The 12579-nt window shown below is 72.5% G+C and carries 12 protein-coding genes and 1 rRNA gene; 2 read left to right on the top strand and 11 right to left on the bottom strand.

Going from position 1 to position 12579, the window contains the following annotated elements:
* Nucleotides 1-1787, bottom strand: a 1787-nt coding sequence (locus tag ACXJMZ_RS33855) for a DUF4118 domain-containing protein (RefSeq protein ID WP_457033851.1), incomplete at its 3' end; no start/stop codon positions are given.
* Nucleotides 1788-1983: 196 nt separating this feature from the next.
* Between ACXJMZ_RS33855 and ACXJMZ_RS33860 the strand changes: the two genes are divergently transcribed.
* Both ACXJMZ_RS33860 and ACXJMZ_RS33865 read left to right on the top strand, forming a co-directional pair.
* Nucleotides 1984-3186: an ROK family protein gene (locus ACXJMZ_RS33860; RefSeq protein ID WP_457033852.1), complete on the top strand. Its 1203-nt coding sequence runs from the start codon at nt 1984-1986 to the stop codon at nt 3184-3186.
* A gap of 137 nt (nt 3187-3323) precedes the next feature.
* Entirely contained in the window at nt 3324-4646 is a 1323-nt protein-coding gene (locus ACXJMZ_RS33865) for an LLM class flavin-dependent oxidoreductase (protein WP_457033853.1), read from the top strand.
* 53 nt (nt 4647-4699) lie between these two features.
* Here ACXJMZ_RS33865 and ACXJMZ_RS33870 read toward each other — a convergent pair whose 3' ends face one another.
* From ACXJMZ_RS33870 to rrf, 10 genes are all read right to left on the bottom strand, one after another.
* Nucleotides 4700-5584: a TauD/TfdA dioxygenase family protein gene (locus ACXJMZ_RS33870; protein WP_457033854.1), complete on the bottom strand. Its 885-nt coding sequence runs from the start codon at nt 5582-5584 to the stop codon at nt 4700-4702.
* 26 nt (nt 5585-5610) lie between these two features.
* Nucleotides 5611-5946 carry a 4Fe-4S dicluster domain-containing protein gene (locus ACXJMZ_RS33875; protein ID WP_457033855.1) on the bottom strand — a complete coding sequence of 112 codons (336 nt, stop codon included), beginning with the start codon at nt 5944-5946 and terminating at the stop codon, nt 5611-5613.
* Entirely contained in the window at nt 5943-7508 is a 1566-nt protein-coding gene (locus tag ACXJMZ_RS33880) for an FAD-binding protein (RefSeq protein WP_457033856.1), read from the bottom strand. The genes ACXJMZ_RS33875 and ACXJMZ_RS33880 overlap by 4 nt, the downstream gene beginning before the upstream one ends.
* 10 nt (nt 7509-7518) lie before the next feature.
* On the bottom strand, nt 7519-8367 hold the full coding sequence (locus ACXJMZ_RS33885; RefSeq protein ID WP_457033857.1) for an ABC transporter permease: 849 nt from the start codon (nt 8365-8367) through the stop codon (nt 7519-7521).
* The gene (locus ACXJMZ_RS33890; RefSeq protein ID WP_457033858.1) at nt 8364-9176 is read right to left on the bottom strand and encodes an ABC transporter ATP-binding protein; all 813 of its coding nucleotides are present in this window, start codon (nt 9174-9176) and stop codon (nt 8364-8366) included. The genes ACXJMZ_RS33885 and ACXJMZ_RS33890 overlap by 4 nt, the downstream gene beginning before the upstream one ends.
* A 4-nt stretch (nt 9177-9180) precedes the next feature.
* The gene (locus ACXJMZ_RS33895) at nt 9181-10197 is read right to left on the bottom strand and encodes an ABC transporter substrate-binding protein (protein ID WP_457033859.1); all 1017 of its coding nucleotides are present in this window, start codon (nt 10195-10197) and stop codon (nt 9181-9183) included.
* Nucleotides 10198-10378: 181 nt separating this feature from the next.
* Nucleotides 10379-10621 (bottom strand): putative leader peptide, encoded by a 243-nt coding sequence (locus tag ACXJMZ_RS33900; protein WP_457033860.1) that lies wholly within the window; start codon nt 10619-10621, stop codon nt 10379-10381.
* 73 nt (nt 10622-10694) lie between these two features.
* On the bottom strand, nt 10695-11636 hold the full coding sequence (locus ACXJMZ_RS33905) for a hypothetical protein (RefSeq protein ID WP_457033861.1): 942 nt from the start codon (nt 11634-11636) through the stop codon (nt 10695-10697).
* A 16-nt stretch (nt 11637-11652) separates the two neighbouring features.
* Complete coding sequence (locus ACXJMZ_RS33910) at nt 11653-12378, bottom strand: SigE family RNA polymerase sigma factor (RefSeq protein ID WP_457033862.1); 726 nt, start codon at nt 12376-12378, stop codon at nt 11653-11655.
* Nucleotides 12379-12488: 110 nt separating this feature from the next.
* Nucleotides 12489-12579: ribosomal RNA gene (gene rrf, locus ACXJMZ_RS33915) — 5S ribosomal RNA — on the bottom strand; the annotation flags it as partial.

Raw genomic sequence — 12579 nt, forward strand, 5'->3', positions numbered from 1 at the left:
GCCGCGCCCTGGGCGGCGTACGCGCCGAGCAGGCGGCGGTCGGCGGCGGGCAGCACCCGGCCGCGCAGCACCAGGGCGAGGTGCTCGCCGACGGGGACGTCCACGTCGCCGTCCTCGGGGCGGGCCGGCGGGTGCGGGCCCCGAGCGGCGGCGGCCTGCCAGGGTGAGTGGTCGTCAGCACGCTCCAGCAGGGCGGCGGAGTCCTGCTGGAAGGTCTCCCTGACCTGGTCGAGCAGGGCGGTCAGCAGCCCGTCCCCGCCGGGGGCGCCACGCAGTACGGTGCCGGCCAGCGCGCTCAGCGACTGCGCCTCGGCCTGGCCCCGGGCGGCCTGCTGGGTACGTCTGGCGGCCAGGTCGACCACCGAGGCGACCGCGATGCCGACCGCCGTGAAGATCGCCACGGCCAGGATGTTCTGCGGCTCGGAGATGGTGAAGGTGTGGATCGGCGGCGCGAAGTAGTAGTTCAACGCCGAGGAGCTGACCAGCGCCGAGGCGATCGCCGGGAAGAGCCCGCCGACCAGCGCCGCGCAGACGGTCAGGCTGAGGAAGAGCAGCATGTCGGTGGAGAGCCCGAGGCCGTTCACCTGGGTGAGCAGCAGGGTCAGCAGCGGCGGACCGCCGACGCCGATCAGCCAGCCGAGCACGGTCCTGGTCCGGCCCAGGTCGGTGACCTTGCGCACCGGCACCCGGCCGCGCCCCCGGGCCGCCTGCTCGTGGGTGACGGTGTGCACGTCGATGTCGCCGCTCTCGCGGGTCACGGTGGCGCCGACCCCGGGGCCGTACAGGTACTGCCAGGCCCGGCGGCGGCTGCTGCCCAGCACGATCTGGGTGGCGTTCACCCCCCGGGCGAAGTCCAGCAGGGCGCCGGCCGGATCGTCGCCGAGCACGGTGTGGAAGCTCCCGCCGAGGCTCTCGGTCAGGGCCCGCTGCTCGATCAGGGTCTGCGGGGAGCCGCTCTCCCCGGCCAGCCCGTCCGAGCGGGCGATGTGCACGGCGAGCAGCTCGCCGCCGGAGGCCCGGTCGGCGATCCGGGCCGCGCGCCGGATCAGGGTGGCGCCCTCGGGGCCGCCGGTCAGGCCGACCACGATCCGCTCGCGGGCCTGCCAGGTGCCCTCGATGCCGTGCTCGGCCCGGTAGCGCTGCAGGTACTCGTCCACCCGGTCGGCGGTCCAGAGCAGGGCCAGCTCGCGCAGCGCGGTGAGGTTCCCCGGCCGGAAGTAGTTGGCCAGCGAGGCGTCGATCCGGTCCGGCGGGTAGACGTTGCCGTGGGCCAGGCGGCGGCGCAGCGCCTGGGGCGACATGTCGACCAGCTCGATCTGGTCGGCCCGCCGGACCACCTCGTCCGGCACCGTCTCGCGCTGGCGGACCCCGGTGATGCCCTCTACCACGTCGCCGAGCGACTCCAGGTGCTGGATGTTGACGGTCGACACCACGTCGATCCCGGCCGCCAGCAGCTCCTCGACGTCCTGCCAGCGTTTGGCGTTCCGGCTGCCCGGCACATTGGTGTGGGCCAGCTCGTCCACCAGGGCGACGGCGGGCCGCCGGCTCAGCACCGCGTCCAGGTCCAGCTCGCCGAGGGTCACCCCCCGGTACGTCAGTTCCCGGCGCGGCACCAGCTCCAGACCCTCGATCAGCTCGGCGGTCCGGTCCCGCCCGTGGTGCTCCACGAAGCCGGCCACCACGTCGGTGCCACGCAGCGCGCGGCGGTGCGCCTCGGCCAGCATGGCGTACGTCTTGCCGACGCCGGGTGCCGCCCCGAGGTAGATCCGCAGCCTGCCGCGTGCCATGCGCACCATTCTTGGTCAGCCCGGCAGGCCACGCCCCCGGACACCTGTTCGCCTGCCCCCGAGCCTACGGCCGTCCGGCCGGGAATCCGCTGATCAGGTGATGCGTACGGCCAGTCTTAGCGAGCTCTTGACGGCGCCGGGGCCCCGTCATGCCGCCGCCATGCCCGTGCAACACCCCGCTGGGAGCATCGACCGCATGCTCTCTCTGGTCGCTCCCCCCGCGCCGGCCCGGGCGCCGCAGCCCACCGAGGGCGGCGGCACCGGGGCGGTGCTGCGCGCCGTACTGGCCRCCGGGCCGCTGGCCCGGGGCGCCGTCGGACGGGCCACCGGACTCAGCCCGGCGGCGGTCTCCCGGCACACCGCCGACCTGATCGGCCTCGGCCTGGTCCGCGAACTGCCCGCGCCGGACGGACCGCCCCGGGCCGGCCGCCCCCAGCTGCCGCTCGACGTGGACAGCCGCCACCACCTCGCCTGCGGCGTGCACATCGGCGTCCCGTTCCTCACCTTCGCGCTGCTCGACCTGCGCGGCCGGGTGGTCGCGCACGAACGGCTGCCCCGCCGGGGCGACGCCGCCACCGTGCTCGCCACCGTCCGCGACCACCTGCCGGGCTTCCTGGCCCGGCGGGCCGCCGGACGCTCCCTGCTCGGCCTCGGGGTGGTCACCGGCGGCTGGGTCGACTCCGAACGCGGCACCGTGGTCGAGCACGGCCCGCTCGGCTGGCGGGACGTCCCGGTCCGGGCCGAACTCGCCCGCGCCACCCGGCTGCCCGTACACGTCGACAGCCACGCCCGGGCGCTGGCCGTGGCCGAGCTGCTGTTCGGCGCCGGCCGCGGCTCGACCGAACTCGTCCAGCTCTTCGTCGGCAACGTCGTCGACGCCGCCTTCGCCACCGGCGGCGCCGTGCTGCGCGGCCGCCGCTCCCGGGCCGGCAACGTCGGCCACCTGCCCGTCCCCGGCTCCACCGAGCCCTGCGCCTGCGGCCGGACCGGCTGCCTCCAGGCCACCGTCTCCGAACGCACCGTCGCCCGCCGCGCGCACGCCCAAGGCCTCATCCCCGCACCGGACTTCGAACTGCTGCTGGCCCTGACCCGGGCCGGCGACGAGCGGGCCGTGGCACTGATCAAGGAACGGCTCCGGCTGGCCGCCCCGGCCGCCGCGCTGCTGCTCAACGTGCTCAATCCCGAGGTCCTGGTGGTCAGCGAAGCCGGACTGACGGTCCGTCCGGAGCTGGCCGACTACCTGTACGACCAGGTCGGCCGGCACGGCGCGGTGGAGCCAGGGCAGCTGGTGACGGCCGCCTCGTTCGGGCCGGACGTGCTGGCCGTGGCGGCCTGCGCGGGCGTACTGGACAGCGCGTACCAGCGGCCGATGGAGCTGCGCACCGCGCGCAGCTCCTGACGGGCCCAGCTCCTGACCGGCTCGGCTCGTGACGGGCGGATTAATTCCGTCGGTGGGCGAATCACTGTCCGACTCCCGTGTCCGGAACGAGAATTGGGGACAATCCCCGATCTCCTCCGGAACCGGAGCACTTCACCATGCCCACTGACGACCGGCAGCTGCACTTCAACCTCTTCCTGATGGGCGTCGGCCACCACGAGGCGGCCTGGCGTCACCCGCGCACCGACCCGCACCAGGCCGCCGACATCGCGCACTTCCAGCGACTGGCACAGACCGCCGAGGCGGCCTCCTTCGACTCGGTCTTCCTGGCCGACGGCGTGGAGGCCCGCTCGGACGGCGGCTGGGGCCTGATCAGCCACTTCGAACCGTTCACCCTGCTCACCGCGCTGGCCGTGGTGACCGAGCGGATCGGCCTGATCGGCACCGTCTCCACCGGCTTCAGCGAGCCGTACAACCTGGCCCGGCAGTTCGCCTCGCTGGACCACATCAGCCACGGCCGGGCGGGCTGGAACATCGTCACCTCGGCCGGTGAGCGGTCCGCGCAGAACTTCAGCCGCTCCGCCAACCAGGAGCACGCCGTCCGCTACCAGCGGGCCGCCGAGTTCCTCGACGTGGTCACCGCGCTCTGGGACAGCTGGGAGGACGGCGCGCTCACCCTGGACCGGGCCACCGGCGCCTTCGCCGACGCCGACCGGGTGCACGAGATCGACCACGTCGGCGAGCACTTCCAGGTCCGCGGCCCGCTGAACATCCCCCGCCCGCCGCAGGGCCACCCGCTGCTGGTGCAGGCCGGTTCCTCCGACAACGGCCGGGCCTTCGCCGCCCGTTGGGCCGAGGCGGTGTTCACCGCGCAGCAGACGCTGGCCGAAGGGCAGTCCTTCTACGCCGACCTCAAGCGGCAGGCCGCCGGCTTCGGCCGGGCTCCCGAACAGGTCGTGGTGCTGCCCGGTGTGGTGCCGGTGCTCGGCTCCACCGAGGAGGAGGCCCGCCGCCTGGACCGCGAGCTGGACGACCTCATCAACCCCGCCCGCTCGGTGGGCGTGCTCTCCACCGTGCTCGGCATCGACCTGACCGACCACCCGCTGGACGAGCCGCTGCCGCCACTGCCGCCGGTGACCGAGATCAACGGCGCCAAGAGCCGGTTCGAACTCATCCGCGACCTGGCCGAACGCGACCGGCTGACCCTGCGTCAACTGGTCGGCCGGCTCGGCGGCGGACGCGGCCACCAGGTGGTCGTCGGCACCCCCGAGCAGCTCGCCGACCACATCGAGACCTGGTTCACCCAGGGCGCCGCCGACGGCTTCAACATCATGCCGCCGATCCTCCCCGACGGCCTGACCGACTTCGTCGAGCAGGTGCTGCCGATCCTGCGCAAGCGCGGCCTGTTCCGCGAGGGCTACGCCGGCCGCACCCTGCGCGAGCACTACGGCCTGCCCCGCCCGGCCGGCCGCTTCTCCTGATCCAACGCCGAAGGGGGGCCCCCCCMCCCGGGGGGGCCCCCCTTCGGCGTTGACTAGGAAGTGTAGTGCGGAGCCTCGTCCCCCTCGATCAGGTAGCTGGACTCCCCGCTCACCCCGACCGGCACGTCCCCCGCCACCGTCACCCGGTGCAGCCGGCGCGGCAGGTCGTCGTAGTCGTCCGGCGCGTAGTGCTGGGTCGAGCGGTTGTCGAACAGCACCAGGTCGCCGACCGACCAGCGCCAGCGCACCACGTTCTCCGGCCGGGTGACGTACGCCTGCAGGCTGCGCAGCAGGTCGTGCGACTCGGCGGCCGGCAGACCGAGGATGCGCTGCGCGAACCCGCCGACGAACAGCCCGCGTTCACCGCTCTCCGGGTGCACCCGCACCACCGGGTGGGCGGTCCGGTACTTGACGGCCGTGAAGACCCGGCGGCGCTCGGCGTCCGCCTCGTCCAGCTCCTTGCCCTGCGCGTAGTCGTAGTCGTTGGTGTGCACCGCCCACAGCCGGTCGGCCAGCTCCCGCAGCGCCTCGGGCAGATCCCGGTACGCGGCCTGGGAGTTGGCGATCAGCGTGTTGCCGCCGTAGGGCGGCACCACCAGCGCCCGCAGCGTACTGGCCTTCGGCGGGGTGCGGACGAAGGTGACGTCGGTGTGCCAGCGGTTGGCCCGGCCGCCGTCCTCGCTGTCCACCGGCAGCACGCTCGGCTGCCCGGCCAGCGACGGGACGGTGGGGTGGGCGGTGGTCAGCGCACCGAAGTTGGCGGCGAAACGGAGCTGGCCTTCGTCGTCCAGGTGCTGCTCCCGGAAGAACAGCGCCTTGTGCGCCACCAGCGCCTCGTTCAGCCGGCTCACGGTGTCCGCGTCCAGCGGCCGCGAGGTGTCCACCCCGGTGATCTCGGCGCCGATCCGGCCGCCGACCTTGTGGATCTCCAGACTCATGACTCGGGTCCCTTCGTGACGGGTGTTCAGGAGGTGATCGGTGCGGTGCCCAGGGCCGGGCCGACCGCGCGCAGCGAGCCCGGGGTGCGGCCCCTGCCCCAGCCGATCTGGGCCCGGTAGCTGCCCAGCAGTCCGGACTCGGCGAGCGCGCGCTCGTCCAACGGCGGCTGCGGATGGGTGTGCGGGGCGACGAACAGGGCGTCCGTCGGGCAGTTCGCCTCGCACTGGAAGCAGGTCTGGCAGTCGCTCTGCCGGGCGATCACCGGAAGTCCGTCGGCGCCCCGGTCGAAGACGTCGGTCGGGCAGACCTTGATGCACTTGTCGCAGCTGATGCAGCGCTCGGGCGAGACGAGTTCGATCACGCCGCCACCGCCGTCAGCGGCCGGGTCCAGACCTCGTCCAAGCCCCCGGAGGCGATCCGGTGGTGCTGGGCCGCGTCCTGCCCGGGGAAGTCCAGCCGCCTGGCCATCCCCCGGCTCTCCGTCCTGGCCAGCGCCGAGCGGTACATCCAGCGGGCGTTGGCGGTCAGCGCGGCGGCCTGCCGGGCCAGCACCGCCTCCCGGCCGGTGCCGTGCAGTCCGTTCCGCAGCCGCGCCCAGGCGTCGTCCAGCACACCGAGCGCCCCGGTCAGCACCGCACCGTGCCGCAGGTAGTTCTTGTCGTACGGGAGCACCTCGCCCTGCACGGTGCGGATCACCTCGCGCGGGTCGGTGTCCCGGGAGCCGAGCGGCCGCAGTCCGGCGCCACCGGCCGGGCTGACGGCCCGTCGGGCCGCACCGGTCCCCAGCGCCAGCGCGTACCCGGCGGCGCCCCGGCCCGCCCAGCTGCCGGAGGACATCGCCCAGGCCGCGTTGTGGCTGCCGCCGCCGGTGAAGCCGCCGCAGATCTCCTCCCGGGTTGCCGCGTCCCCGGCCGCGTACAGACCGGGCACCGTGGTGCGGCAGTCGTCCCCGGTGATCCGGATGCCGCCGGTGCCGCGCACCGTGCCCTCGGCGATCAGCGTGACGGCGAACCGCTCGGTGAACGGGTCGACGCCGAGCCGGTCGAAGGTGAGGAAGAAGTTCGGCTGGGCCAGCCGCATCGCGGCCCGGGCCGCCCCGTCCGCCCGGTCCAGTCGGCAGTACACCTTTCCGGTCAGCAGCTCCCGCGCGATCACCGAACGCCCGCCCTGGCTTGCCGCGCCCTCCAGCTCCTCGCCGTCCTCGCGGTAGAAGGTGGCGAAGGAGTAGAACGCGGTCTTGGTCACCGAGGTGTGCTCGGGTGCGATCCCGTACGCGTTGGAGAACTCCATCCCGGACAGCTCGGCCCCCAGTTCGGCCGCGTACAGGGCGCCGTCCCCGGTGTTGGTGTCGGTGCCCAGCGCCTTGCTCAGGAACGCGCAGCCGCCGGTGGCCAGCACCACGGCCCCGGCCCGGACCAGGTAGCCGTGGCCCTCCTGCCGCCGGTGGCCGGCCGCCCCGGCCACCGATCCGTCGGCGGCGGCCAGCAGTTCGGTCACCGGGCTGTGGTCGAGCACCCGGACTCCCGCGCGCTTCACCCTGATCCGCATCCGGCGCATGTACTCGGGACCCTGCAGCCCGTTGCGCAGCTGCCGTCCGTCGGGGCCGGTCGGGAAGGGGTAACCCCGGCTCTCGGCCAGCTCGTTGATGTTGGCGTAGGTCCGGTCCAGCACCCGTCCCATCCAGCGACGGTCCGCCAGATAGCCACCCAGCGCCTCCCGGCTGGCCATCGCGGCCTCGCGGGCCGCCGGGTCCGGCTCGACGTACCAGACTCCCGTACCACCGGCGGCAGTTGCGCCGCTGGTACCGCAGTAGCCCTTGTCGGCGAGGACCACGTCCGCGCCCGCCCGGGCCGCATCCAGCGCGGCCCAGGTGGCGGCCGGGCCGCCGCCGACCACCAGAACGTCCGTACTCAGCTCCTGCACGGCTCTCTCCTCAACTGTTGAGCGGGGCGCGCCACGCGGTGAACCGGCGCTCCAGCCAGACCAGCAACTGGTTGAACGCCACCCCGATGACGGAGATGGTGACGATGCCCGCGTACATCTGCGGGATCGCGAAGTTGTACTGCGAAGCGTTGATCAGATAGCCGAGACCGGCCTTGGCGCCGACCATCTCGGCCGCCACCAGCACCAGGATCGAGACCGCCCCCGCCAGCCGGATGCCGGTGAACACCACCGGCACCGAAGCGGGCAGGATCACCTTCTGGAACAGCCGCACCGGCGACAGGTCCAGCGAACGGGCCAGTCGCAGCAGCGTCGGATCGACACTGCGTACGGCGCTGATGGTGTTCAGCAGGATCGGCCACAGGCAGGCGTACAGCACGATCGAGATCTTCGAGGTCTCGCCGATCCCGAGGATCAGCACGAAGACCGGCAGCAGCGCCAACGCGGCGGTGTTGCGGAAGAGTTCGAGCAACGGGCTGAGCAGGTCGGCCATCCGGCGGTACCAGCCGATCAGCAGGCCGAGCGGCACCCCGATCACCACCGCCAGGCCGAAGCCGCTGAGCGAACGGGTCAGGCTGGCCCAGGTGTTGACCGTCAGCTGTCCGCTGTCCAGCAGGCCGAGCCAGGCGTCCAGCACCTCGCTGGCCGGCGGCAGGAAGGTCCGGTCCACCAGATCGAGACGCGGCGCCAGCTCCCAGAGCACCAGCAGCGCCGCGATCGCCACCGTCTTCGTGACGGCCGTCAGCAATACTCCGGGGAGCCAGGACGGGCGACGCGTGGGTGGCAGGGTCTTCGGGGTCGGCAGGCTGATCGACGGAGCCGGCCGCAGGTCGGTGCTCATACGGGGACCACCTCTCGCTCCAACTGCTGGGCCCGGCTGACCTCGTCGTGCAGCAGGCTCCAGATCTCGTGCCGGTACCGGGCGAACTCCGGTGCGGAGCGCAGATCCTGCGCCTTGGTCCGCTCGCCCAGGTCGATCGGGACCACCTCCTTCACCCTGCCCGGCCTGGAGGTCAGCACCGCCACCCGCTGGCCGAGGTAGACCGCCTCCTCGATGCCGTGCGTGATGAACACGACGGTCTTGCCGGTGCGCTCCCAGATCCGCAGCAGCTCGTCCTGGAGCAACTCCCTGGTCTGCGCGTCCAGCGCCGCGAACGGCTCGTCCATCAGCAGCACCCCCGGGTCGTACGCCAGGCTGCGGGCGATCGCCACCCGCTGCTTCATCCCGCCCGACAGCTCGTGCGGATGCCGGTCCTCGAAGCCGGTCAGACCGACCAGGTCCAGGTACTCCCGTGCGAGTACCGCCCGCTGACGGCGCGGCACCCCGGTCGCCTCCAGGCCGAACTCGACGTTGCCCTGCGCCGTCCGCCACGGCAGCAACGCGTACTGCTGGAAGACCACACTGCGGTCCAGCCCCGGCCCGGTGACCGGTCGGCCGTCGAGCAGGATCTCGCCTCCGGTCGGCCGGGTGAGACCGCCCGCCAGGTCCAGCAGGGTCGACTTGCCGCAACCGCTCGGGCCGACGATCACCACGAACTCACCGGCGGCGACGTCCAGATCGACCCGGTCAAGGGCCGTGAACTCGGCCCCGCCCTTCCGCGTCGCCGGGAAGGTCTTGGTCACCTGGTGGAAACTGATCTGACTGGTCACGATCTCAACCCCCGTACTTGTTGAACTCGTTGGTGTAGAGGTCACTCGGCCTGACCTGGCCTGCCTTGATGTCGCCGTGCGCGACCAGCCAGTCGATCCAGAGCTTGAACTCCTCGTCGTTGATCCGGCCTGCGGTCTCCGCGACCCCCGTGGAACGCCAGTACTTCAGCGAGCTGGCGTCCTCGTTGCGCCCCCGCTTGCGGATGATCTCGGTGCTCCGGGCGATCACTTCCTCGCGCGGCGTGGTCCTGGCCCACTCGATCGCCTTGGCCACACCGGTGACGAACACCTGTGAGGTGCCCGGGTTCTGCTTCAGGAAGCGGTTGGTCAGCACGAAGGTGCCGGCGCTGAACTTGCCGAGCAGGTCGAAGTCGCTGAACAGCGGCCGGATCCCACCCGCCGCCAGGGCCTTGTCCCGCAGGATGCCGCCCAGCACCGAGACCTCGACCTGCTTCTGACGCAGGATCTGCTCACCGTTCACCGGCGGGATCACGATCGGCTCCACCTTGGCGATCTCGGCCGCCGTCAGCCCGTTGCGCTGCAGGTAGATGTCGAGCAGAGCCTCGCTGTGCGCTCCCAGGGTGTTCATCCCGACCTTCTTGCCCTGCAGGTCGCGGGCCGACCGGATCGGGCTGTCCGCCAGCACGTAGTAGCCGCTGTACGTGAACTCGTCCACCCCGTAGTAGCTGATCACCGCCTTCACCGGGGCGCCCGCCGCGATCAGCTTCACCACCGCGCCGTTGAACGCGCCGCCGAAGTCGGTCTGACCGGTGGCCGCCGACTGGATGTCCTGCGGGCCGCTGATCGTGTTGCCGACCCACTCCAGCTTCACATCGCCGAAGTAGCCGAGATCCTCGGCCAGTTCGGGCAGCGTGACCTGCCCGGCCCAGCCCTGGTAGCGGATCTTCCTGGTCTCCTGCCCGCCGTTGCTTCCGGTGGCGGTGGCCCGGCCGCAGGCGGCGGACGCCGCGCCGACGGCGGCCAGTGCGAGGAGGGTGCGCCTGGAGATGGTCGAGGCCATGGGGATCTGATCCTTTACGGGCAGCAGGGAGCGCCCGACCGCCGAGACGGTCGATGGGGGCTTCGGGATCGTTGAACGGCCCGCCCGGGGGACGGGGCGGACGCGAGTGCGCAGTCAGCGATTAGGTGTCACGGAGCGCCGGGAGAACGGCGGCCGGGCAGGGGCGGGCGGTGCGTCGTCGTCAGCGACAGACGGCACAGATCGCGCTCGCATGCCGTCGGAGATCGACGTACAGGCGGCCCACAAGGCTCACGGCTCGGCTCACGTCCCTCAGCGTTCCAGCGCTGCGGAGCCAGGTCAACGAATGTTCCCCCGGTGGAAGAAACCCTGGCCGGGCACGTGCGGCGTGGGTGCTGTGGAGTCCCCTGTTCCCCACAGCACCCACGGGGCCTGGACCGGGCGATCGCTGCCCCGTCGTCGGCACGTAGAGGACACGCCTCTCGACGGAGAAAGGTTGCGTCGAAATCCGGAAAACTTCCGAGGATTTCCTGCCACGGTCAGCCCGGACCGGTCAGACCCCTCGACGCCGTCCCGGTCGCGCCGGTACCGCCCGTACTCGTCCCGGCCGTACCCGTCCCGGCCGCAGATGTTCCGACCCCAGCTGTTCCGACCGCACCGAACTGCTCCGCCGCCGCCCGGAACTCCGGGTCCAGCACTGCGGCTTCGGCGAACCGGTCGACCTGGTACTGCACCATCAGCACCCCCAGCTGACGGCCACTCACCCGGGTGGTGAACTCCTCCACCCGGCCCGGCAGCCTGGTCGAACCGACCGCCACCGCCCGGTCCGTCCGCTCCCCCGCCGGCCAGCCCAGCCCCGCGCACTCCACCGGCCCGAGCAGCCGGGCCGCCGCCTGCGCCGCCTGCGACTCCGCGGGGAACTCGAGCAGGTACTGCACCGCCGTCACATCCGGCCGGCCGACATCCCCATGCACCAGCTCCCACCGGTGCAGGGCACCCAACGAGTCCACCAGCTCCGGTACACACCCCTGGACAGTGGGCATCGCGAACGCCGAAGCCGCCAACAGCTGTGACCCCCAAGGACCGTAGCGCCCCTGGCTCACCGGCAGCTGTTCCCGGCCGAACAGCAGCCCGCCACCCGTCGCGCCCACCGGCATCACCGTCTCCACCCGCCCGACCGATTCGCCCGGCCCCGGCAGCACCAGGGTCGGCGAGATGGTCCGCAACGACGGCGGCCCCACCAGCTCGGTGGCGATCCCGCCACCGCCTCCCGACACCCGGGCCAGACCGCACACCCCGGCCGAGGCCAACACCCCGGCAACAAAGGTCAGTTCGACCCGCCGCCGACGGCGACGGCGTACCGCCCGGCCCACCAACTGATCGGGCTCGGGCATCCGCAGCCCGCTCAACTCGCCCCGCAGGCCGTCGAACAGGCCGTCCAACCGCGCGGTGGTGATGGCCGGACGATCCTGGTCGTCCATGGCGATCGGCCCCCTCTCAGCCACGAGCGCTCAGCGTCCTCTTCAAGTTACGCTCCCCGCCGCCCCGTTGCTCCGGCACCACAGGGGCGGCGCCCTGCTTCCCCCGCTCGGACTGCGGCCGCAGTGGCTGCTTGGTCGGCTGTTTCGTCTGCTTCGGCTGTCTCGTCTCCGGCGACGGGGACGGCGACGGCGTGGCCATCGGGCCTGACGGCACATCCGGCTGACGGAGCGACAGGCCGCCCTCGCCCTCCTCCTCGCCCAGCAGTTCGGCCAACGCCTGCCGCCCACGGTGCAGCCGCGCCTTCACCGTCCCGACCGGGACACCCTCCTCGGCCGCGATCTCGGCCACCGCCCGGCCGCCCATGTGATGCAGCACCAACGCGGACCGCTGCGCCTCGGGCAACCGCCGCAGCGCCTCCACCAACGCCACCGACTCCGGCCCGGGCCCCGGCAGCGGACTCCCCTCGCCGTGCCGCACCCAGCTCCGCAGCGCCGTCCTGGCCCGCCGCCACCGACTGATCGCGATCCGCTGACCGGTCAACCGCACCCAGGCCACCGGATTCTCGTACGCACTGAGCCGGCCCCAGTGACTCCAGGCCCGCACGAACGCTTCCTGTGCGGCGTCCTGCGCATCGCCGAGATCCCCGGTCAGGGCATAGAGGTGAGCAACCAACTGACCGTACGCACCCTCGTAGAACGCCCGGAAGTCGCTCTCCGCCTCGTGCCCTCGGTCACCGCCCATGACGGGCCAGTGTGCCGTGGACGGAACGCCGAGGCAACTGGACAGGTACCCCGGCCCGGAAATGCAGAAAGCCCCGCCGGTTACCCGGCGGGGCTTTCTGACTAAAGATTGTTCGGCGGCGTCCTACTCTCCCACAGGGTCCCCCCTGCAGTACCATCGGCGCTATGAGGCTTAGCTTCCGGGTTCGGAATGTAACCGGGC

The sequence above is a fragment of the Kitasatospora sp. P5_F3 genome, from assembly GCF_054049135.1.

Coding starts and splice junctions, on each gene's coding strand:
- ACXJMZ_RS33895 (WP_457033859.1), bottom strand. CDS start 10,197: ATGGCCTCGACCATCTCCAGGCGCACCCTCCTCGCACTGGCCGCCGTC.
- ACXJMZ_RS33870 (WP_457033854.1), bottom strand. CDS start 5,584: ATGAGTCTGGAGATCCACAAGGTCGGCGGCCGGATCGGCGCCGAGATC.
- ACXJMZ_RS33905 (WP_457033861.1), bottom strand. CDS start 11,636: ATGGACGACCAGGATCGTCCGGCCATCACCACCGCGCGGTTGGACGGC.
- ACXJMZ_RS33885 (WP_457033857.1), bottom strand. CDS start 8,367: ATGAGCACCGACCTGCGGCCGGCTCCGTCGATCAGCCTGCCGACCCCG.
- ACXJMZ_RS33910 (WP_457033862.1), bottom strand. CDS start 12,378: ATGGGCGGTGACCGAGGGCACGAGGCGGAGAGCGACTTCCGGGCGTTC.
- ACXJMZ_RS33865 (WP_457033853.1), top strand. CDS start 3,324: ATGCCCACTGACGACCGGCAGCTGCACTTCAACCTCTTCCTGATGGGC.